The 20,494-nt window shown below is 64.8% G+C and carries 27 protein-coding genes and 1 riboswitch; of the genes, 25 read left to right on the top strand and 2 right to left on the bottom strand.

Features of this window, described 5'->3' with window-relative positions; translation table 11 throughout:
* Positions 1-276: 276 nt before the first annotated feature.
* Positions 277-370: riboswitch (cyclic di-GMP riboswitch) on the top strand.
* 165 nt (positions 371-535) lie between these two features.
* Positions 536-910, top strand: coding sequence for a hypothetical protein (locus HY019_RS07005; RefSeq protein WP_290689536.1), 375 nt, complete (start codon positions 536-538; stop codon positions 908-910).
* Positions 911-936: 26 nt separating this feature from the next.
* Here HY019_RS07005 and HY019_RS07000 read toward each other — a convergent pair whose 3' ends face one another.
* Positions 937-1,134: a hypothetical protein gene (locus tag HY019_RS07000; protein ID WP_290689586.1), complete on the bottom strand. Its 198-nt coding sequence runs from the start codon at positions 1,132-1,134 to the stop codon at positions 937-939.
* Between HY019_RS07000 and HY019_RS06995 the strand changes: the two genes are divergently transcribed.
* The 17 genes from HY019_RS06995 (at position 1,054) to HY019_RS06915 (ending at position 14,808) form a co-directional block, all read left to right on the top strand.
* Positions 1,054-1,347: a flagellar hook-basal body complex protein FliE gene (locus tag HY019_RS06995; RefSeq protein WP_290689585.1), complete on the top strand. Its 294-nt coding sequence runs from the start codon at positions 1,054-1,056 to the stop codon at positions 1,345-1,347. The genes HY019_RS07000 and HY019_RS06995 overlap by 81 nt on opposite strands.
* 90 nt (positions 1,348-1,437) lie before the next feature.
* Positions 1,438-3,078 carry a flagellar basal-body MS-ring/collar protein FliF gene (gene fliF, locus HY019_RS06990; RefSeq protein WP_290689583.1) on the top strand — a complete coding sequence of 547 codons (1,641 nt, stop codon included), beginning with the start codon at positions 1,438-1,440 and terminating at the stop codon, positions 3,076-3,078.
* A 25-nt stretch (positions 3,079-3,103) separates the two neighbouring features.
* Positions 3,104-4,114 (top strand): flagellar motor switch protein FliG, encoded by a 1,011-nt coding sequence (locus HY019_RS06985; RefSeq protein ID WP_290689581.1) that lies wholly within the window; start codon positions 3,104-3,106, stop codon positions 4,112-4,114.
* Entirely contained in the window at positions 4,111-4,965 is an 855-nt protein-coding gene (fliH, locus tag HY019_RS06980) for a flagellar assembly protein FliH (RefSeq protein ID WP_363302454.1), read from the top strand. The genes HY019_RS06985 and fliH overlap by 4 nt, the downstream gene beginning before the upstream one ends.
* Positions 4,962-6,272 carry a flagellar protein export ATPase FliI gene (gene fliI, locus HY019_RS06975; protein WP_290689534.1) on the top strand — a complete coding sequence of 437 codons (1,311 nt, stop codon included), beginning with the start codon at positions 4,962-4,964 and terminating at the stop codon, positions 6,270-6,272. The genes fliH and fliI overlap by 4 nt, the downstream gene beginning before the upstream one ends.
* On the top strand, positions 6,269-6,703 hold the full coding sequence (locus HY019_RS06970; RefSeq protein WP_290689533.1) for a flagellar FliJ family protein: 435 nt from the start codon (positions 6,269-6,271) through the stop codon (positions 6,701-6,703). The genes fliI and HY019_RS06970 overlap by 4 nt, the downstream gene beginning before the upstream one ends.
* Before the next feature lie 105 nt (positions 6,704-6,808).
* A complete protein-coding gene (gene fliD / locus HY019_RS06965) occupies positions 6,809-8,173 on the top strand; it encodes a flagellar filament capping protein FliD (RefSeq protein WP_290689531.1) in 1,365 nt (454 codons plus the stop codon).
* Positions 8,174-8,210: 37 nt separating this feature from the next.
* On the top strand, positions 8,211-8,597 hold the full coding sequence (fliS, locus tag HY019_RS06960) for a flagellar export chaperone FliS (RefSeq protein ID WP_290689529.1): 387 nt from the start codon (positions 8,211-8,213) through the stop codon (positions 8,595-8,597).
* A 3-nt stretch (positions 8,598-8,600) separates the two neighbouring features.
* Positions 8,601-8,936 carry a hypothetical protein gene (locus HY019_RS06955; protein WP_290689528.1) on the top strand — a complete coding sequence of 112 codons (336 nt, stop codon included), beginning with the start codon at positions 8,601-8,603 and terminating at the stop codon, positions 8,934-8,936.
* Positions 8,933-10,132 carry a flagellar hook-length control protein FliK gene (locus HY019_RS06950; RefSeq protein ID WP_290689526.1) on the top strand — a complete coding sequence of 400 codons (1,200 nt, stop codon included), beginning with the start codon at positions 8,933-8,935 and terminating at the stop codon, positions 10,130-10,132. The genes HY019_RS06955 and HY019_RS06950 overlap by 4 nt, the downstream gene beginning before the upstream one ends.
* Positions 10,133-10,138: 6 nt before the next feature.
* On the top strand, positions 10,139-10,615 hold the full coding sequence (locus tag HY019_RS06945; protein ID WP_290689524.1) for a flagellar basal body-associated FliL family protein: 477 nt from the start codon (positions 10,139-10,141) through the stop codon (positions 10,613-10,615).
* Positions 10,616-10,617: 2 nt separating this feature from the next.
* Positions 10,618-11,334 carry a FliA/WhiG family RNA polymerase sigma factor gene (locus tag HY019_RS06940; RefSeq protein ID WP_290689523.1) on the top strand — a complete coding sequence of 239 codons (717 nt, stop codon included), beginning with the start codon at positions 10,618-10,620 and terminating at the stop codon, positions 11,332-11,334.
* Between the two features lie 24 nt (positions 11,335-11,358).
* Positions 11,359-12,309 (top strand): flagellar motor stator protein MotA, encoded by a 951-nt coding sequence (gene motA, locus HY019_RS06935; RefSeq protein WP_290689522.1) that lies wholly within the window; start codon positions 11,359-11,361, stop codon positions 12,307-12,309.
* Between the two features lie 7 nt (positions 12,310-12,316).
* The gene (locus HY019_RS06930) at positions 12,317-13,300 is read left to right on the top strand and encodes a flagellar motor protein MotB (RefSeq protein WP_290689521.1); all 984 of its coding nucleotides are present in this window, start codon (positions 12,317-12,319) and stop codon (positions 13,298-13,300) included.
* Between the two features lie 59 nt (positions 13,301-13,359).
* A complete protein-coding gene (gene flgM / locus HY019_RS06925; RefSeq protein WP_290689520.1) occupies positions 13,360-13,644 on the top strand; it encodes a flagellar biosynthesis anti-sigma factor FlgM in 285 nt (94 codons plus the stop codon).
* Positions 13,644-14,069, top strand: a complete 426-nt coding sequence (gene flgN / locus HY019_RS06920) for a flagellar export chaperone FlgN (RefSeq protein WP_290689518.1) — start codon at positions 13,644-13,646, stop codon at positions 14,067-14,069. The genes flgM and flgN overlap by 1 nt, the downstream gene beginning before the upstream one ends.
* Positions 14,056-14,808, top strand: coding sequence for a glucosaminidase domain-containing protein (locus HY019_RS06915; RefSeq protein WP_290689517.1), 753 nt, complete (start codon positions 14,056-14,058; stop codon positions 14,806-14,808). Before flgN ends, HY019_RS06915 begins: the two co-directional genes overlap by 14 nt.
* Here HY019_RS06915 and flgA read toward each other — a convergent pair.
* Positions 14,793-15,545: a flagellar basal body P-ring formation chaperone FlgA gene (gene flgA / locus HY019_RS06910; protein WP_290689515.1), complete on the bottom strand. Its 753-nt coding sequence runs from the start codon at positions 15,543-15,545 to the stop codon at positions 14,793-14,795. The genes HY019_RS06915 and flgA overlap by 16 nt on opposite strands.
* On the opposite strand from flgA, the gene flgB reads away from it, so the two are divergent.
* From flgB to flgH, 7 genes are all read left to right on the top strand, one after another.
* Positions 15,544-15,909: a flagellar basal body rod protein FlgB gene (gene flgB / locus HY019_RS06905; RefSeq protein WP_290689513.1), complete on the top strand. Its 366-nt coding sequence runs from the start codon at positions 15,544-15,546 to the stop codon at positions 15,907-15,909. The two genes, flgA and flgB, sit on opposite strands and share 2 nt — an antisense overlap.
* A 26-nt stretch (positions 15,910-15,935) precedes the next feature.
* The gene (gene flgC, locus HY019_RS06900; protein WP_290689511.1) at positions 15,936-16,361 is read left to right on the top strand and encodes a flagellar basal body rod protein FlgC; all 426 of its coding nucleotides are present in this window, start codon (positions 15,936-15,938) and stop codon (positions 16,359-16,361) included.
* 2 nt (positions 16,362-16,363) lie between these two features.
* Complete coding sequence (locus HY019_RS06895) at positions 16,364-17,023, top strand: flagellar hook capping FlgD N-terminal domain-containing protein (RefSeq protein WP_290689509.1); 660 nt, start codon at positions 16,364-16,366, stop codon at positions 17,021-17,023.
* 19 nt (positions 17,024-17,042) lie between these two features.
* Positions 17,043-18,230, top strand: coding sequence for a flagellar hook-basal body complex protein (locus HY019_RS06890; RefSeq protein WP_290689507.1), 1,188 nt, complete (start codon positions 17,043-17,045; stop codon positions 18,228-18,230).
* Between the two features lie 10 nt (positions 18,231-18,240).
* On the top strand, positions 18,241-18,966 hold the full coding sequence (locus tag HY019_RS06885; RefSeq protein WP_290689505.1) for a flagellar basal body rod protein FlgF: 726 nt from the start codon (positions 18,241-18,243) through the stop codon (positions 18,964-18,966).
* 62 nt (positions 18,967-19,028) lie between these two features.
* Positions 19,029-19,817, top strand: a complete 789-nt coding sequence (gene flgG / locus HY019_RS06880; RefSeq protein ID WP_290689503.1) for a flagellar basal-body rod protein FlgG — start codon at positions 19,029-19,031, stop codon at positions 19,815-19,817.
* Positions 19,814-20,479 carry a flagellar basal body L-ring protein FlgH gene (flgH, locus tag HY019_RS06875; protein ID WP_290689501.1) on the top strand — a complete coding sequence of 222 codons (666 nt, stop codon included), beginning with the start codon at positions 19,814-19,816 and terminating at the stop codon, positions 20,477-20,479. Before flgG ends, flgH begins: the two co-directional genes overlap by 4 nt.
* Positions 20,480-20,494: the final 15 nt, after the last annotated feature.

Below are 20,494 nucleotides of genomic sequence, written 5' to 3'. Positions count from 1 at the left end.
ACGGCACATCACCCCATATTGTTAAGGGGCCGCAACGGGACTAGTTCACAAGGAAAGAACAAAGTCACCTCAAATACCGCATCACCTCACGCACCATACATCAGCAATGATCCATGCAATGCTATATAACAGCCCCAACGCCACCATCGATCATTAATGACGAAGGTGCACAAGGCGGAGTATCGGGAAGTCGAGATTCCTGTGTACTGATACACAGGTTTGCCAACTGGGCACTTAAGACACGTTGCAACAACTCGCAACAAAACTTAGCATCCAATCACCTCAGGGCACACCCGCACGAAAGGCGGGGTCGCAAAGCCTCCGGTCTACCATCCAGCCTGTTCTGGATCAAGATAGCGGGGTTGCCAGACTGAGCCGCTGTCCGGTTCACGCCAATGCGTACCGTGGGTCATTGCGCCCAAACGCCAGCGCGCACAGTCTGCGTCACCACACTTCTCCCAGCGAGACGTGTGGGGCGGCCTTCCTTTCAACGCTCCGCCCTGAGTGCGGCGACTGCTTGATCTGGAAGGTGAACATGTCCGATTTGACCGGCTTTGACGACAAGGATCTGCGCCTCGGCCTGGTGGCCCTGGACCGGGTCGGCGCGCCTGTTCAAGACACCTTGGCAGGCCGCAGGCAACACCGCATGGTGGCTCAAGTTGTAACAGAAGCGACCCGCCATGCCCCTCTGGGAAGCGTTGGTCTACGCGCGCCTTCTGTCCGTTTTCGTGGGCCGCAAACCCCTACTGGATACACGTCTTATACACAAATCAACTTCAGCACATACTCACCCCATCCGATATACGGTGCGAGTTTGAAATGCCAATGCCCCCGCCATGAAGTTGCGATCATAAATAAGAGCCAGGCCATCAGAAAATATTCAGACAAGAATATGCATCCGTTTACCTGAAACTGAATCAGTTTCATTTTTTCAGCTTATTCAACTTCAATCATCCAGCGATATTGGATGAGGGCCATTTGTTTGCCAAAATTTTCAAGGAAACCAATATGGCACTTGATCTGCATGCCCTTGTTCTGGCTGACCGAAGCCAGATTCAGCAAGACGCCAAATCTCTTGACGGCGCGCCCGCGCCCATATTGGCTGCCAACGACGCTGGTGGCAGCGGCATGCATTTCGCCGACAGCCTGAAAGCAGCGGTTCAAGGCGTGGACCAGCAGGAACAACTGGCCACCCAAAAGATGGCCGATGTGGACAGTGGCCGCAGCGACGACCTGGTGGGCGCCATGCTCGCCAGCCAGGAAGCCAGCCTCTCGTTCTCCATGCTCATGCAGGTGCGCAACAAGGTGATGGGCGCCATGGACGAGCTCATCAAGTTGCCGGTTTAAGCACCCACACCAGAGGCAACACACGTGGTCGCATCCGCCCTCAAATCCGGTCTGGCACTCTGGCGCAAACGCCAGGAGACGCTGCCTGCCATGCCTTCGGCCTTCTTCAAGAGCCTGATGCCGCTGGCGCTGCTGGCCCTGGCCATCACGGCGCTGGTGATGATGTTCGTCTGGCGAGACCAGTCCGAATACAAGCCTGTGTTCGGTGCCCGCGAGAAGGTGGCCGCCGCCGACATGATGAGCGTGCTGGACGCCGAGAAGATCCCCTACCGCGTGCACCCCGACAGCGGGCAGGTGCTGGTGCCCGATGCGCAACTGGGCAAGGTGCGCATGCTGCTGGCGGCCAAGGGCGTGACCGCCAAGCTGCCCGCCGGCCTGGAGCTGATGGACCGCAATGACCCGTTGGGCGTGAGCCAGTTCGTGCAGGACGTGCGCTTCCGCCGGGGCCTGGAAGGCGAGCTGTCGCAGAGCATCCAGAGCCTGGACGCCATCGAGGTGGCGCGCGTGCACCTGTCGATCGCCAAGTCCTCGTCCTTCATCGTCAACGATGGCGAAAAGAGTTCGGCCTCGGTCGTGCTGACCTTGAAGCCCGGCCGCAAGCTGGGCACCGAGCAGATCGCCGCCATCGTCAACCTCGTGGCCGGCAGCGTGGCCAGCCTGGACCCCAAGCGCGTGAGCCTGGTGGACCAGGCCGGCAACCTGCTGTCAGCGCACGTGGACCTCAGCGAAGGCTTTGATGCTGCCACCGGCCAGGGCAACGAAGCCGCACGCCGCTACCAGGAAGAGACGCAGCGCAATGTGCGCGAGCTGCTGGCACCCGTGCTGGGTGAAGACAACTTCAAGACCAGTGTCACAGCCGATGTCGACAACGACCGCGTCGAAGAGACCCGCGAGCAATACGGCGAGACACCCAAGGTGACCACCGAGGCCACCCGCGAAGAGCAGGACCGCGACACCATGGCACTGGGTGTGCCCGGCTCGCTCAGCAACCGCCCGGTGGCCGTGGCCGCCTCGGGCCCCGCTGCCGCCGGCACCGCACACAAGAACGCCACCACGCGCCAGTACGCCTATGACCGCCACATCACGCAGATCAAGCGCAGCCGCGGCCGCCTCAACAAGCTCAGCGTGGCCGTGGCCCTGAACAGCACCGGGCGCGCCGCAGCCTGGACGCCCACCGAGATCGCGCAGATCGACAAGCTGCTGCGCAATGGCCTGGGCATCGATGCCACGCGTGGCGACCAGTTGGTGGTGTCGGCCCTGCCCTTCCCGGCCAAGCCCATCGCACAGCCCTGGTGGCAAGAGCGCAATACGGTGATCGACCTGGGCAGCAACGTGGTCTACCTGCTGGGCACCGTGCTGGGTTTCGTGTTCGTCGTGCGCCCGACCATGCAGATGCTCAAGCACAGGCTGGCCACCAGCGCGGTTGCCAAGCAGGAGCTGGGCACCACCGCCCTGACCGAGCTGGCCACGGGCCGGCACCAGCAGGTGCATCTCGACGCGGGCATGAGCGCGGCCTCTCTGGGCAACACGGAGTCCACCCTGGCGCTGCCACCTGCACCCGCTGCAGCGCAGGCCCCCGTGGTGCCCTTGATGGAGAACTACGACCTGCCACCGCCCGGCTCGCCGGTGGACGTGATGGTCGATCACCTGAAGGTGCTCGCTGGCAAGGAGCCGGAACGCGTGGCTGAAGTCGTCAAACAATGGGTGCAAAAGCATGAACGAACGCAATAACCTCGCCGAGGTAGGCGAGCTGGGCATGGATCCGCTGACGCCCAAGGCCGCGCCCTCGCCGGTCGAGCAAGCCGCCATCGTGCTGCTGAGCATGGGTGAAGAACCCGCGGCCGCCGTGCTGCGCTGCCTGTCGCGTGAGGAGCTGCTGGAGATCACCCAGGTGATGTCGCGCCTGAGCGGCATCAAGGTGGAGTCGGTCAAGAACGCCTTGCAGCACTTCTTTGACGACTACCGCGAGCAAAGCGGCGTGCACGGTGCCTCGCGTGCCTTCCTCAAGCGCTCGCTGGACCTGGCCCTGGGCAAGGAGATCGCTGGCAGCGTGCTCAACAGCATCTACGGTGACGCCATCCGCCCCAAGATGGCCCGCCTGCAATGGGCCTCGCCCAAGTGGCTGGCCGAGCGCATCGCCCATGAGCATGTGCGCATGCAGGCCGTGTTCGTGGCCTTCCTGCCGCCCACCCTGGCCAGCTCGGTGATCGACGCCCTGCCCGCCGACAGCCGCGACATGCTGCTGCTCAACGTGGCCCGCCTCAAGGAGATCGACCGCGAGCTGCTCAACGAGCTGGACGAGGTCGTCAGCCGTTGCCTGGACAGCCTGGGCTCGCAAAGCGCCAGCATCGAAGGCATCAAGCAGGCTGCCGAGATCCTCAACCGCCTGCCCGGCAACAAGCAGCAGATGGTCGAGTTGCTGCGCGCACACGACCCCGAAGTGGTCTCGGCACTGGAAGTCAGCATGTACGACTTCTTCATCCTGTCGCGCCAGACCGAAGAGACGCTGATGCGCATCATCGAGGTGGTCGCTCCGGATCAATGGGCCATCGCGCTCAAGGGCGCCGAGCCTGCGATCCGCAACGCCATCTTGCAGACCATGCCGCGCCGCCAGGCCCAGAGCTTTGAAGAGATGATGCGCCGCACCGGCCCCGTGCCCATGAGCCGCATCGAGCAGGTTCGCCAGGACATCATGGGCCAGGTCAAGGCACTGGCCGAGCAGGGCGAGATCGACGTGCGCCTGTTTGCCGAAGAGGTCGTCGAATGAAGATGTTCCGCCCTCACCGCTTCCCGACGCTGACGCAACTGGCCGCGAAAACCGCGGCCGGCGGCGAAGGCATGGAAGGCGCGGCCCTGCACGCCTCTGCCGCAGAAGGCTTCCAGCAAGGCATGGACAAGGGCTATCAGGAAGGCTATGACGCAGGGCAGGAACGTGGTCACCAGGCGGGCTTGAGTGCGGGTTACGAAGAAGGCCATCAACGCGGCTGGCAGGAAGCCAGACAGGAAGCCCAGGCGCGCTTTGAAGGCCTGGCCCAACCGCTGGACAAGGCCCTGGCCGAGCTGACCCGCCTGCAGGCCGACTACCAATCGGTGCTGCGCAAGGAAGTGGTGGACATCGTGGCCAAGGTGGCCCGCCAGGTGATCCGCTGCGAGCTGACGCTGCAGCCCACCCAGTTGCTGGCCCTGATCGACGAAACGCTGGCGGCCATGCCTCCTGCCCCCGATGGCATCGAGATCTACCTCAACCCCGAAGAGTGCCAGCGCATCCGCGAACTGGCCCCGGTGCGCACCCAGTCCTGGACGCTGATCCCCGATGCCCGGCTGGCACTGGGTGAATGCCGCGTCAAGGTCGGTGAGCGCGAGGCCGATGCCGGCTGCAACCAGCGCCTGAACGCCTGCATGGACCAGGTGCGCTCGCAGTTGCTGGATGCCGAGGTGGCGCCCGTCGCCGAGCCTGAGGCCATCGCTGCCCCTGTGGCCCAGGCGGCACCTTCTGACGCTGCGCCGGCCGCGGCACCAGAGGCAACCGCCGTGGCAGAGCCCCCCGCCAAGCCCAAGGCCACCAAGCGCCGCGCCACCCCGGCCAAGGCCAAGCAGACAGAGGACAGCGCCACATGATCGGTGCCGCACTGCGCAAGCTTGAACTCGGTGATGTACCCGTGGCCACGCCCACGGGCCGTCTGGCGGGTGCCTCCGGGCTGCTGCTGGAAAGCGTGGGCTGCGCCCTGCACACCGGCCAGCGCTGCCTGATCGAGACCGCCTCTGGCGAATGGCTGGACGCGCAGGTCGTGGGCTTTCGCGACAAGGTCTCCTACCTGATGCCCTTCAAGCAGACCATGGGCCTGACCACGGGTGCCCGCGTGCTGCCAGGTGCGGACAGCAACAAGCTGATGATCGGCCCCTCCTGGCTGGGCCGCATCGTCAATGGCCTGGGCGAGCCCATTGATGACCTGGGGCGCCTGAGTGGCGAACATGAAATCGACCCGCACCCACCCCGCGTCCATCCCTTGAAAAAGAAGCCCGTGCGCGAACCGCTGGACGTGGGCGTGCGTGCCATCAACGCCATGCTCACGCTGGGCAAGGGCCAGCGCGTGGGCCTGATGGCCGGCAGCGGCGTGGGCAAGAGCGTGCTGCTGGGCCTGATCACACGCCAGACCGTGGCCGATGTGGTGGTGGTGGGCCTGATTGGCGAACGCGGCCGCGAAGTGCGCGAGTTCATCGAGCTGTCGCTGGGTGAAGAGGGCTTGCGCCGCGCCATCGTGGTGGTGGCCCCTGCCGACGAATCCCCGCTGATGCGCCTGATGGCCACCGAGCTGTGCCATGCCATTGCCGCGCACTTCCGCGACCAGGGCCAGGACGTGCTGCTGCTGGTGGACTCCCTCACCCGCTACGCCATGGCCCGCCGCGAGCTCGCGCTGGCGCTGGGCGAGCCCCCCGCCACCCGCGGCTACCCGCCTTCGGTGTTCAGCGTGTTGCCCCAGCTGGTTGAAAGCGCGGGCAACGGCGAGAACGAACAAGGCAGCATGAGCGCCATCTACACCGTGCTGGCCGAAGGCGACGACCAGCAGGACCCTGTCGTGGACACCGCCCGCGCCATCCTGGACGGCCACATCGTGCTGACGCGCGAGCTGGCCGAACGTGGCCACTACCCCGCCATCGACATCTCGCAATCCATCAGCCGCTGCATGGCCCTGGTGGTCAGCAAGCCCCACCTGCATGCAGCCCGCGATCTCAAGACCATGACCGCACGCCACGCCCAGGTGCGTGACCTGCTGCCGCTGGGTGCCTATGTCCCGGGCGCCGATCCCCAGACTGACAAGGCTGTCTCGCTGTACCCCCGCATCGAGGCCTTCCTGAACCAGGGCACCAACGAGGCCGCCCCGCTGTCGGATTGTGTGACCCAACTTGAGGCGTTGATGGCATGAAGCAAGCGCGCACCGTCAAGAGCCTGAACACCCTGGTGGCCATGCGCGACCGCGAGGTTGACAGCCGGATGGCCGACATGGCCGCCAAGCAGGCCGTGCGCGATCGCTTCCAGCGCAACCTGGAGCGCATGGCCAGCTTGTGCGCCAGCCCCGCAGCCCAGGGCTGCACCTCGCCGGTACAGGCGCTCAACAACGGGCACTTCAAGGCCTCGGTCATGCACATGGCCGATCTGCACCGCCAGGACCTGGCCCTGCACGAAGCCGATATGGCGGTGTCGCAGCAGGCGCTGCAAAAGGCAGCGCTGAGCAAGGAGGTGCTGGAGCAGGTGCTGTCACGCCAGCAGTTGGACTTGCTCAAGGCCAAGTCAGGCCAGGAGCAAAAACGCCAGGACGACATGGCCACGCAAGTCTGGTTGCGGAGGCAAACATGACAAATTCACGCCAGCCATTTCAGTTTTGCCAGAACACGGTCGCCTTACCTCAGGACAGCTCGTCAACGGGCACGTTCTCGCTACCGCATCGACAAGGAGTCTGGCATGGCTGACATCAACCCCACCTCGATGGCCACCCAATTGGCCACCGCATACACCCAGAGTGCGCAGTCGCTCATCACCACGCAAACCAAGACGGCGCAGACCAGCAGCACCGCGCTGACCAAGCTGCAATCGGCCTTGCGTGCGTTTGAATCGTCACTGACCGGTTTGTCGGGCAAGAGCAGCCTGCAGCAGTACGCCGCCAGCTTCAGCTCGACCGCCTACGGCACGGCCACGGCGTCCAGCACGGCCCAGCCTGGCAACTATTCGGTCTTCGTCGAGCAACTGGCCACAAGCAACCAGGTCGCCTATGCGGACCTGCCCGCCGTGCCCGTCGCAACCGGTGGCCCGATCAACGTGAACCTGGCCGATGGCTCCAGCTTCAGCGTCAACCTCAGTGCCGCCGACCAGGATGGCGACGGCACCTTGTCACAAGCTGAAATCGCCCGCTCCATCAACCAGGCAGCGGGCAATGGCGGCAAGGTCACGGCGATGATCGTGACCGTTGGGGGCAGCAGCCAGCTGGTCATGTCCTCGGGCCAGAGCGGCCAGAACGGGGCCATCACCCTGGATGCCAGCGGCTTGCCCGCCAGCACGCTCAAGACCTCGCTGAGCACCCCGACGCAGCTCGTGGCGGCGCAAGACGCGGTGATCTGGCTGGGTGCGCAGAACACGGGCATCAAGGTTCAGCAGGGGTCGAACACCTTCACCTCCATCCCGGGGGTGAGCATGACCTTCACCCAGAAGATGAACACGGGTGACACGCCCCTCACCCTCACGGTTGCCAGCGATAGCAGCGGCACGGCCGCCAACGTCAAGACCTTTGTCGATGCCTACAACACGCTGGAGAAGGCCCTGGACGACCTGACCAAGGCGGGCGATGCCAAGACCGGCACCGACGCCGCCGTGTTTGCGTCGGACTCGGGTGTGCGTGCCCTGCGCGACCGCCTCAGCAGCACGATCCGCCAGAGCTTCGGCGGCCTGCGCCTGATGGACTTCGGCGTGAGCGCCGACCGCTATGGTGTGCTCTCGCTGGACACCACCAAGCTCAACAACGCCATGGCCGCCCACCCGGGTGGGCTGGACCAGGTATTTGGCAAAGCCAGCCTGACCACCAGCAGCGGCGTGATGGGCAGCCTGGACAAGTACATGGACGTCTGGCTCAACAGCGCCACCGGCCAGATCAAGAACAGGCAGACCAGTGTCCAGCAAACGCAAAAAAGCCTGACCGACCGCCAGACCCGACTGGACGCTCAGTACAACAACTTCTACCAACGTTATCTCCAGCAGTTCAGCCAGCTGCAGACGCTGCAGTCTCAGATGAGCCAGACCTCCGGGCTCATGAGCAACCTGTTCCCTTCGGCCTGATGCGGCTGGAGATCAACCCACTCAAAGAGGCCTCACCTTGGACCAAGACGCCTACCGCAGCTACCACGCCATCAACCTGAGCGCCCAGACGGCCCAGGCTTCGCCGGTGCAGTTGGTCATCGTCCTGATGGACGGCCTGCTCGAAGAGCTGGCCCGCGCCAGAGCCCATATCGAAGCCAAGCGCTACGAGCTCAAGGCCAACAGCCTGGACAAGTGCATCAACATCCTCAATGGCTTGTCCAGTGCGCTCAACGCGGACACACCCAACGAGGTGGTCAACAACCTGGGCCAGCTGTATGACTACTGCGCGCAGCAGCTCTACCAGGCCGGCGTGCGGCTCGATGCGGCCCTGGTCGACGAGGTCAGCAAGCTGATCACCACACTGCGCGGCGGCTGGCAAAGCGTGCAGGCCCAAGGGAACTGAGTGATGCGCGCACCCGCCCCGCCCCAACCCTTGCAGATCGCCCAGGTGATGGACATGACCTCGCGCCTGGCCCAAGCCACCCGTGTTCGGGACTGGCAGGGCATGCACGTGATTGACTGTGAGCTGGCCGCCTTGTTGACCGCCGTCCGCGCAGACCAACGCTGGAGCCCGGAGCTGCACCAGGCCATGACGGCGCTGCGCAGCGCGCACCTTGAAGCCATGCTCCAGTGCGCCATGGCCTCCGAAGAGATGGCCACGCACCTGACGACGACCTTGAGCAACAAGGAAGGCTGGATGGCCTATGCGGCCAACAGCGACTGGAATGGGAGTCAAGCATGAGCATGCGTCTGGCCACACTGAGCACACCCTTGACGGACGCACCCGCAACGCGCGAAGCCGCTCCGGCGAGCAACGCGCCGGATGGCTCGTTCAACCACGCCATGAACGATGCCCGGCAGGCCGACGCGCCTGCGCCAACAGCCAGGCCGGACGCCCGCAAAGCCGCGCCAGGCACGGATGCCGACCAACCCATCGACAGTGCACCTGCTGGCGACCCCACTGTGGCGGCCTTGCTGGCCCAGTTCCTGGCCCAGCCTTCCAACACCGCGGCCAACATGCCCGCCATGCCACTGGGCATGCAGCAAGCGGGCACCACGCTCGCCGATGCCCACGCCGACGCCGATGCAAATGGGGCCAGCACGACACTCGACGGGGCCAATGCGCTGAGCGGCATGAACGCAGCCCTGTCTCCAGTCCAGACCCTGCGCATGGCCTCATCGGGCCTGCTGGCCGGCCTGTCGCCCGCCGCACGCGCGCTGGACAAAGGCCAGCAAGCCGTGCCCGCCAACCAGCCCGGTCCATCGATGGCAGGCTTGTCCACCGCCTTCAACACCGAGCAGGGCAAGCTCTCTTCAGCACAGCCCACTGCCTCATTGCAGAGCGCCTTGTCTTCTTTCAACGATGCATCGCACTCGGGTGACGCCAACCGGGCCGACACCCCATCCAGTGCACCGGCATCGGGTGCCCCCGCCAACTGGGCTGCCGTCATGACCAACCTGAACGAACGCCCTGCCGGCGCCTCAGGCCAGGCTGGTGCTGCCTTGGCCCTGCCCTCGCCCAGCCCCGAGCACTGGAAAGAGCCTCTGCTCAACACCCTGGGCGAGCGTGTGCAATGGCAGATCCAGCGCGGCAGCGAACAGGCCCTCATCCGCCTGGAGCCGCATCATCTGGGCCAGATCGACATCGTCATCCGCCAGGAAGCCGGCCAGATGCAGGTTCACCTGAGCGCCACGCACCGAGAGGTCGCACAACAACTGCAAAGCATCAGTGATGGCCTGCGCCAGGAGTTGTCCCTGCGCCAGGCCGCCGATGTCCAGGTCCAGGTGTCTGACCAGTCCACCCAAGGCTACAAGGGCCAGGGCCAGCGGCAGAGCCAGCAGGATGCACCTGCGCGCGAGCCGGGCCGCGCCTTGAATGGCCCGGACGACCAGGCTGGCACCAAGTCGGGTTTTTCCATGCAAGCAGATCAGGGCTGATTCAAGATGAAAAGCAAACACACCGTCCTGTTGCTGAGCGCTTTCCTGGCCATGGCCGTCGCGGCCCTGATCGCAGGCGGCGTGTTCATGCTGCGTCAGCAACGCGCCCAACCCGCAGTCCCGCACAAGGCCGCCGCCGTCGAGCAGCCCAAGCCCGACTCCAACAGCTACAAGTACATCAACCTGGACAAGGTGATCGTGATGCTGCGGGGCAAGGCTGGTGAGCCGGCCTCTCACTACCTGGCCATGGACCTGGTCATCAAGACACGTGAAGAGCAGGAGCGGGCCGTCAAGGACCACCTGCCCCTGTTGCGCAGCGTGGCCGTGCGCTCGCTGTCCAACTACACGCTGGACAAAGCGGGGTTGATGTCCATCGACCAGTTCACCGCCGACATCAACAAGGCCTTCAACGAGAGCTACAAGCGCGAACAGCGCGAGAAGCCCTTCGCCGAAGCCATGATCAGCAAACTCATCATCGAATGAGCATGGACCTCCACACCGGCTATCAAGAGGTCTGCGCGACCGCTGCCCAGAGCGATACCGCTCAGGAGCAGCGCCATCTGCTGGCCTATGCACCGCTGGTCAAGCGCATCACGCGGCAGCTCACCTCGCAAGTGGGTGGTGCGATGGACCGCGAGGACATGGAGCAGATCGGCTTGATGGGCCTGCTCGATGCGCTGCGCCGCTATGGCGTGCCCGACGACAAGTTCGGCTCCTATGCCTCGCTGCGCGTGCGAGGGGCCATCCTTGATGAGCTGCGCCGCCAGGACTGGCGCCCGCGCACCGTCCGCCAGGAAAGCCACAAGCTGCGTGATGCAGTGCGCGCCCTCACCCGCCGCCTGGGCCGCGAGCCCAGTGACGCCGAGATCATCGCCGCCACCGGCATCAGCGATGCCGACTACCAGGCCCACCGCATCAATGAAAACGCCGAGAGCCTGGCCAGTTTCGACGAGTTGATCACCGAGCTGAGCAACCAGGCCAGCGGTGCGCCGTCGCCCGAAGCCCAGTTCATCCGCCGCCGCAGCCTGGAGCAGGCGCTGATGGCCCTGGACGAACGTGAACAGCGCGTGATCCAGCTGTATTACGAATACGAGTTGAGCTTCAAGGAAATCGCGGCCGTGCTCGGCTTGACCGACGCGCGAATCTGCCAGATCAACAAGGGCGCGCTGCAAAAGATGCGCGACGTTCTCCAGCCCGATTGAGCCCACCAACGAAAGCGACACGCCATGCAACAACTACTCGGTATCGCCATCGTCGTGGCCTGCGTCTTCGGGGGCTTCATGCTCAACGGGGGCACCTTCCATGCCATCTGGCACCCGGTTGAATTGCTGATCATCGCGGGCGCCGGCATGGGCGCCATCGTGCTGGGCAACCCTCGCCATGTGCTCAATGAAATGCTGATCCAGCTGCGCAAGACGGTGAGCCGCCGCCAGCAAGGCCAGGAGTTCCAGCGCCAGTTGCTGCTGTTGATGTACGAGCTGCTGCAGACCGCCGCACGCGGCCTCAAGGCACTGGACGAACACGTCGAATCCCCTGCTGAAAGCGCGATCTTTCAGCGCTACCCGATGATCCTGGAAGAGCCCAAACTGCTGCACTTCATCGTCGACAACTTCCGCCTGATGGCCATGGGCAAGATCAGTGGCCACGAGCTGGAAGGCGTGCTGGAGCAAGAGCTCGAAGCCATCCACGACGAGCTGCTGCAACCGTCCAAATCACTGGCCAAGATCGGCGAGGCCATGCCGGGTTTCGGCATCCTGGCCGCGGTGCTGGGCATCGTGATGGCCATGAACACCGTGGGTGAAGGCGCCACGGCCGGTGACATCGCCACGCAGGTGGCCGCGGCCATGGTGGGCACCTTCATCGGCATCTTCCTTTGCTACGGCATCTTCGACCCGCTGAGCAACATGATGAAGCAGCTGGTTAACAAGGAATTGTCCACACTGGAGTGCGTCAAGGTTGTGCTGTGCACGCACCTTTCTGGTAAACCTCCCTTGCTGGCGATCGACGCCGGTCGCCGCCTTGTGCAACTCAACATCAAGCCCAGCTTTGCGCAACTGGAAGCCTGGATCAACGGCATGAACGACCAGAACGCCGCGCCGGACAACACCGACAACAGCCCTCGCCGCCGTGCGACCGACCGCCCGGCTGGCGTGAGCAACCTGCAACGTCAGGCCTGAGGTCATCGTGCAGCACAGCAAAGCCGACAAACACGAGGCCGCGGTCATCAAGCGGGTCTCGCGCCGCCATGATGACGAAGGCCACGGCGGTGCCTGGAAAGTCGCGTTCGCCGACTTCTGCCTGGCGCTGATGTGCCTGTTCCTGGTGATGTGGGTGCTGGCTGCGCGCAACCAGGAGCGCGCCGAAGAAATCATGCGTGCTGTTGGCGGTCACACCATGGACGAAGGCCGCGGCATCATGCCCGAGAGCATGGGCGGCCCGCGCGGCAGCCTGATCTCGCGCGAGCCCCTGCCCCGCGACCCCGAGGCACAGCACAAGCAGACCGACAACAGCGACGACAACAAGCCCCAGCACAAGGTGCGCTATGAGTCCGCGGCCGATCTGGCCTCGCTGGCCAAGGTGCTGGCCGAGATGAGCGAAGACGCCGGCCTGGCCAGCAACCTGCAAAGCGTGGTCACCCCCTACGGCCTGCGCGTGATGCTGCACGACACCGACAAGCAAGGCATGTTCGAGCGCGGCAGTGCCATCCCCAATGAGCGCTTTCGCAAGCTGCTGCGCCAGATGGGCCCGCTGTTTGCCCGCATCGAAAACCAGATGCTGGTCGTGGGCCACACGGACTCGGTTCAGTATGCCGGCCAGGAGCGCGCGGCCTTCTCCAACTGGGCGCTGTCGAGCAACCGCGCCATGGCCGCACGCGCCCAGCTCCTGGGTGGCGGCATGGCGTCCAGCAGCGTGCTGCAAGTGGTTGGCATGGCCGACCGCGCCCCGCTGGACCTCAAGGACCCCACCGCTGGCGTGAACCGCCGCATCGAACTGCTGGTGCTGACGGCAGGCCAGGCCGACAACATCGCCGCCATGTTCGGCATGCCAGGCAATGGCCTGTCAAGCAACGGTGGCGTGGACACCGAAATCCCCGATCGCGCCGATCTGAGCGCACTGCGTGCCAGGCTGATTCGCCACCGAAGCGACATCAAGACCACCCCGCAGTGAATTCAGACCTTGAGCACAGACCCATTTGAGCCATGGACACCCGACTGAGAGGCCGCCGTATGAAGATCAACAACACCAGTCTGCCCACGATTGGCGCAAGCGCCCCTGTCCAGGAAACGCCTCGCGTGGAAGGCCCGGCCGCGGCCTCGCCTCATGCGCCGACCACCTCATCGAGCCCCCTGCAATCGGCCACACTGGAGCCCGCGATGACGGCGCTGCAAGGCATGCCCGAGATCGATCAGGCCAAGGTCGAAGCCGTGCGCGACGCCCTGGCCAAAGGCGAGATCAACTTTGATGCCAAGAAGCTGGCCGGCCTGATCGCCCGCTACCACGGAGGCCGCTGATGACCCGCCAGGACGCCATCGCCAAGCTGATCCTCGACGTGCTGGCCGACATCCAGGGCTACGACACGCTCGCGGGCATGCTGGAAGAACAGTTTCACGCCGCACTGCGCCACGACACGGACCAACTGTGCCTGCTGGCAGACGACATCGTCGAACTGGTGGACATCATGGACCAGCGCCGCGAAGAACGCCTGACCTTGATCCACGCGCTGACCGGCGACCAAGCCCCCCGCAACATCGATGGCGTGCTGGCGCAATTGAACCCGATGGCACGCGCCTCCCTGAGCGTGAAATGGCAGGAGCTGGAGTCCAAGGTGCACGACTGCAAGCAGCGCAACACGCGCAACTGCGAGCTCATCGTCGAGCAGAACACCATCATGCAGCAGGTGCTGCATGGCGATGGAGGCCTCTATGCAGATGCCTGATGTCGACTTCGCGCCGCTGAGCCCGAAGGCGCTCGCACAAGACATCGCACGCGTTGCGCCCCAGGCAGAGGCCGGCCAGGGCTCGTCCTTCAACGCGCTGTACCACCAGTTGAACGACGAGGTCACGGACTTCATCGCCCGCGGCTCGGCAGATGCGCCCAGCCCCGCGCTGTCGGTCAGCCCTGAAGGCTGGTTGCAACAGCAGCGCGTGCAAGGCAAGACAGCGCTGTCCGCCATGGAGCCGGACCAGGCCTCACCCACCACACAGCAGGCCTTCCTGGCCCGCATCGCGCCCTGGGCGCAAGCCTCAGGTGCCGCATTGGGCGTGGACCCTCATCTGGTGGCCGCGCACGCCGCGCTCGAATCAGGTTGGGGGCAAAAGCCCCTGCGTCTGGCCAATGGGCAAGACAGCGGCAACCTGTTTGGCATCAAGGCGCAAGCGGGTTGGTCCGGCCAGATCACCTCGGCCCTGACCACCGAGTACGAACAGGGCGCTGCCGTGCAGCGCGTCGAGACATTCCGCGCTTATGCCGATGACGCATCGGCCTTTCGCGACTACACGCGCCTCTTGAGCAACAGCCCGCGTTACCAGGGGGCACTCCATGTGGGCAGTGATGCCCAGGCCTTTGCCCAGGGCCTGGCCCGCGGCGGTTACGCCACCGACCCCCACTATGCGGACAAGCTCACCAGCGTGGCCGCCACCGTGAAGGCGCGCGCCGCCCTTCACTCACGCGACTGAGCAGGAGCAGACACCGGTATGGCCTCAGGCTCCACCTTGCCAGCTTCGATCACCCGGGCACGGATGACCTTGCCGGAGGCGATGTTGCGCACCCGCACGACCTCGCCCTCTCGCCCGGAATCCATCGCCTCGCCGGCCACCGTCACGGCAATGCCCTGGTTGCGCGCCACGATGCTGACGCTGTGCCCCCGCAAGACCAGCAAGGGTGTCAGCAAGGCACGTTTGGATAACACCTGCCCGGCCCGCAGCGACCGGCTGCCGGTGAAGCCCACCGCCACCTGCGTGTCGGAGATGGCATCGGGCACCAGCGTCACATCGCGCCGCTCCAGCGTCAGGTCGTCGTCCTTGATGGCCTGCCCGGCTGCCACGTCACCGGCCATGACCACCACCTTGGCCGACACCTGGGCCCGCACCACCACATCGCGCTTCCAGCCCTCATCGGCCGGGCAGCGCACGGCAAAGCGCATGCGCGACACATGCCGCGTGTCCACGGCTTCCACGGCCAGGGGCTTGCTGCAACTGGCTGGCGCTTCACCTCGCCGCATGGGCGTGCTGTCCAGCACGGACAAGGTCCACTGTGGCTCCAGCCAGTTCGCTTTGGCAGCCACATCGTCCAGGTATGCGCCCGCTGCGGCCTCCACCTGGGCTGTCACTTCCCTGGAGGCTGGCCCCGCCATCGCAGGCAGGCAGGCCACGCCACTCACCACGATCACCGTCAACGACCAAAGGAGTCTCATGGGTATCCACTTCGACAAGGCCATGGACGTGCATCCGGAGGCCCTCAAATTGCGTGCCGAGCGCACGAAGATTCTGGCGTCCAACATCGCCAATGAAAACACGCCCGGCTACCAGGCGCGCGACATTGACTTTAGCGCAAGTCTGCAATCGTCCCTGTCTGATTCGGGCGGCGGCCTGCACCTGAGCACCGACGATGTGGACGCCAAGTACCGCGTCCCCAACCACCCCAGCCAGGACGGCAACACGGTGGAGCTGGGTGTCGAGCAGGCCACGTTCTCGCAGAACGCATCTGATTTCCAGACCAGCCTCACCTTCCTTAACATGAAGCTCAAAGGCCTGGCCAAAGCCATCGCCGGTCAGTAAGCAGCGCCAGCAAGGAGCACCGAACCATGTCATTTCGAGACATCGCCGCCATCGCCGGCTCGGCCATGACCGCACAGACCGTGCGGCTCAACACCGTGGCCAGCAACCTGGCCAACGCGCAGTCCGCCTCCAGCACGGAAGACGGCACCTACCACGCACGCAAGCCGGTGTTTGCCTCTGTCATGGACCAGGGCGGCTTTCGGGCTGGCGACGGCCACGGCGCGCAGGTTCGCGTGCTGGACGTGGTGCAGAGCACCGAGCCTCTGCGCAAGGTCTACGAGCCAGACAACCCCCTGGCCAACGAACAGGGCGAGGTTTTCTACCCCAACGTCAACTCGGTGGCCGAGATGACCGACATGATGTCCGCCTCCCGCGCCTTCGAGACCAATGTCGAGGTGCTGGGGCGGGTTAAATCCATGCAGCAGTCGCTGCTGAAACTGGGAGATGCCTGATCATGCAGACCAGCTTTTTCACCGATGGCCAGGCGGCCAAGAGCAACAGCTCTGCCATCACGGCAGCAACGGGCGGTGGCTCACCCAAGGACCTGTTCACCACCTTGCTGGTGGCCCAGATCAAGAACCAGAACCCGCTGGAGCCCACCGACCCCAGCGCCTTCGTCAACCAGCTCACACAACTGAGCCAGATGGAGTCGCTGCAGAACCTGTCCAGCCAGAGCAGCACCAATGTCGCCATGCTGGAGAGCCTGCAGGCCTTGGGCATGGGTGCGCAGGTCGGCTCGCAGGTCATGGTCAAGGCCAGCGAAGTGCAGTTGGGCCAGGACGTGGTCAACGGCGCCTTCAACTTGAGCAGCCCCTCCGCTAACACCGCCGTCGTGCTCACCGATGCCTCGGGCGCCAACTACCGCGTCAACCTGGGCGCACGCCCGGCTGGCGAAACCACCTTTGCCATCGACCCCGTCAAGCTGGGCCTGCCGCAAGGCCGCTACACCCTGGCGGTTGACAGCGCCTCGGGCGAATCTGCCGCCATCGAAGTGGCCGGCACCCTGCAAAGCGTGAAGCTGTCGGCCTCCGGCGGCGTCGTGCTGGACGTGTCCCACATCGGTGAAGTGGCACCCGCTGCCATCACCCGTTTCAACGGCCGCTCGGCCACCTGACCCTTCAATAGGAGCCACCATGAGCTTTGAAATCGCCCTCTCCGGCATCAACGCCATCAACGCCGAGCTGAACCAGATCAGCAACAACATCGCCAACTCCAGCACCTACGGCTTCAAGTCCACCCGTGCCAACTTCGCCTCCATGTATGCCGGCACGCAGCCCACGGGCGCCGAGGTCGGCTCGATGACGCAGAGCATCGACATCGGTGGTGGCGTGCTCACCACCGGCCGGGGCATGGACGCCTCCATCCAGGGGCGCGGCTTCTTCGTCACCAAGGACACGTCGGGGGCCATGCTCTACAGCCGCGTGGGCATCTTCTCCAGCGACAAGAGTGGCAACATCATCGACAGCTTTGGCCGCAAGGTGCAGGGCTACCCCACCATCCCCGGCAGCACCGCGCTGGGCGGCATGAACGACCTGACGGTGCCCACCGGCCAGGTGGCCGCGCAAGCCAGCACCAAGCTGCAATACGTGGGCAACCTCTCGGCCGACTGGACCACGCCCAGCGTCACCCCCTTCAACAAGGCCGACCCGCTGAGCTTCAATGGCTCCATGGTCTCGGTGGTGTATGACTCGCTGGGCTCGCAGCACAGCGTCACGCAGTACTTCGTCAAGACCGCCAGCAACCAGGTCACCACGCACTACACCTTCGACGGCACCGACCTGCCCAGCACCACCGTGCTGGACTTCGGCACCAACGGGCAGCTGACCTCGCCCACGGGCCCGGCCACCATCGCACTGGGCACCCCGGCAGGCGCAGCGGCCCTGTCCATCGACCTGAACTACACCGGCACCACGCAGTTCGCTGGCGAAGCCACCACCTCGGTCAACGCCACCGATGGCTATGCCTCCGGCACCATGATCGGCGTGCAGTTGTCGGAAGACGGCTCCGTCATGGCCCAGTACAGCAACGGCCAGAAGCAAAGCGTGGGCAAGATCGCCCTGGCCACCTTCCCCAACGAGAACGCCCTGGTCTCGGTGAGCGACACGAGCTGGACCACCTCGGTGGACTCCGGCGCGCCGCTGTACTTCACGCCCGGCAGCGGCATGGCCGGCAAGCTCACCACCGGCGCGTTGGAGCAATCCAATGTGGACATGACCGCCCAGCTGGTCAACCTCATGTCTGCCCAACGCAACTACCAGGCCAACACCAAAGTCATCTCTACCGAGAACGACCTGGTCAAGGCACTGATGCAAGCCGTGTAAGGACCCGCCCATGGACGCACTGATCTACACCGTGATGAGTGGCGCCGAGCGCGCCATGCGGGCCCAGCAGGTGCACGCCAACAACCTGGCCAACCTGGAAACCGGCGGCTTTCGCGCCGACCTGGAGCTGGCCAGCAGCCAGGCCGTGCCCGGCTATGGCTTCGATGCCCGCCATGTGAGCGGCATGCAGACCAACGCCGTGACCTCGCGCGAAGGCGCCAACCGCGAAACCGGCCGTGAACTGGACGTGGCCATCACCGGCCCCGGCTTCTTTGCCGTGCAATGGCAGCAAGGCGAGGCCTACACCCGCGCCGGTGCGTTCTCGCTGGATGCCGAAGGTGGCCTGCTGGCCAATGGCCACCCGGTCATGGGCGATGGCGGCCCCATCACCCTGCCTCCTTTCACCCGCGTGGCCATCTCGCAAGACGGCACCATCTCCATCCAGCCCCCCGGCCAGGAGACCATGCAGCCGGTAGACAAGCTCAAGCTCGTCACCGCCCCGCCGGGCTCGCTGACCAAGAACGAAGCGGGCCTCATCGTCTCGCGCAGTGGTGACCCGCTGCCCAGCAACGAGTCCGTGCGCGTGCAAAGCGGCCACCTGGAAGGCAGCAACGTGTCGGCCATTGACGAGATGGTCGCCACCATGACGCTCAACCGTGACTTCGAGCTGCAAATGAAGCTCTACAAGGCCGCGGACTCCATGGCCGACACAGGCAATCGCCTGATCCGTGAATAAGTTCGTTCACGTTCAAGCCGTACTTCACCGAACATACCCAGACCTCTCACCAGGAGCAGCTCATGAACCCAGCCATGTGGATCAGCAAGACCGGCGTGCAAGCCCAAGACGCCAAGCTGCAAGCCATCGCCAACAACCTGGCCAACGTCAACACCGTCGGCTTCAAGCGTGACCGTGCCGTCTTCAGCGACCTGTTCTACCAGATCGAACAGCAGCCCGGCACCCAGCGCGACGACAACACCGTTGCCCCCTCCGGCATCCAGTTGGGCAACGGCACCCGCCTGCTGGGCACGCAGAAGGTGTTCACCACCGGCAGCCTGCAAAGCACCGGCCAGTCGCTGGACCTGGCCATCGTCGGCAACGGCTTCCTGCAGGTGAGCATGCCCAGCGGTGACGTGGCCTACACCCGCGCCGGCCAGCTGCAGCTCAATGCGGACGGCAAGCTGGTCAACGCCCAGGGCCTGGCCATCAAGCCCGAGATCACCGTGCCAGCCAACGCCACCGCCGTGACCATCGGTGACAACGGCGTCGTGTCGGCCACGGTGGCCGGTGCCAGCGCTCCACAGGAGCTGGGTCAGATCAAGCTGGCGGGCTTTCTCAACCCAGCCGGCCTGCGCGCCATGGGCGACAACCTCTATCAAGAGACCGCTGCCAGCGGCGCCCCCACTGAAGGCGACCCCGGCACCGATGCCCTGGGCAAGCTCAAGCAAGGCGCGCTGGAAGGCTCCAATGTGCAGGTGGTTGAAGAGATGGTGGACATGATCGCCGCGCAGCGCACCTACGAGATGAACACCAAGGTGCTGTCCGCCGCGGACAACATGCTGCAATACCTGTCGCAAGCCTCACGATGACACACCCGCTGCTGGCTGCCCTCGGGGCTGTGTTGCTGTCGCTGCTGGTGGGTTGCGGCAGCATGCCCCTGCCCCCCGAGCCCACACCCGACGAGCCTCCACCCACGAACACGGCCCCGATGCGCAAAGGCAAGTCCGGCGGCGTGTTCGTGCCGGAGATGGCCGGCTCGCTCACCGCCGACCACCGCCCCTTCCGCCCTGGTGATGTGCTGACCATCCTGCTGGAAGAGACCACGCAGGCCAGCAAGAAGGCCGACACCAAGTTCGGCAAGAGCAGCAGCGCGGACATCGCCCCCACCACCATCGGCAACAACACCTTCAAGACCAATGTGGGCGTGTCTGCACAGCGCGACTTCAACGGCAGCGCCACCAGCACACAGCAGAACGCGCTGCAAGGCGCCATCACCGTGGTCGTGCAGGATGTGCTGCCCAACGGCCTGCTGCAGATCCGCGGTGACAAGAGCCTGACGCTGAACCAGGGTGAAGAAATCATCCGGCTCAGTGGCTATGTGCGCGCTGCCGACGTGGACACCGACAACCGCCTGTCCTCGCAGCGCATCGCCAACGCCCGCATCGCCTACACCGGCAAGGGCTCGCTGGCCGACGCCAACACCGCGGGCTGGCTCACGCGCTTTTTCAACAGCCCCTGGATGCCCTTCTGACGGGAGCTTGGCCTG

Source organism: Aquabacterium sp. (genome assembly GCF_016195855.1).
In the GTDB taxonomy this organism is placed as follows: domain Bacteria; phylum Pseudomonadota; class Gammaproteobacteria; order Burkholderiales; family Burkholderiaceae_C; genus Aquabacterium.
This window is presented reverse-complemented; position numbering and strand designations above follow the sequence as displayed.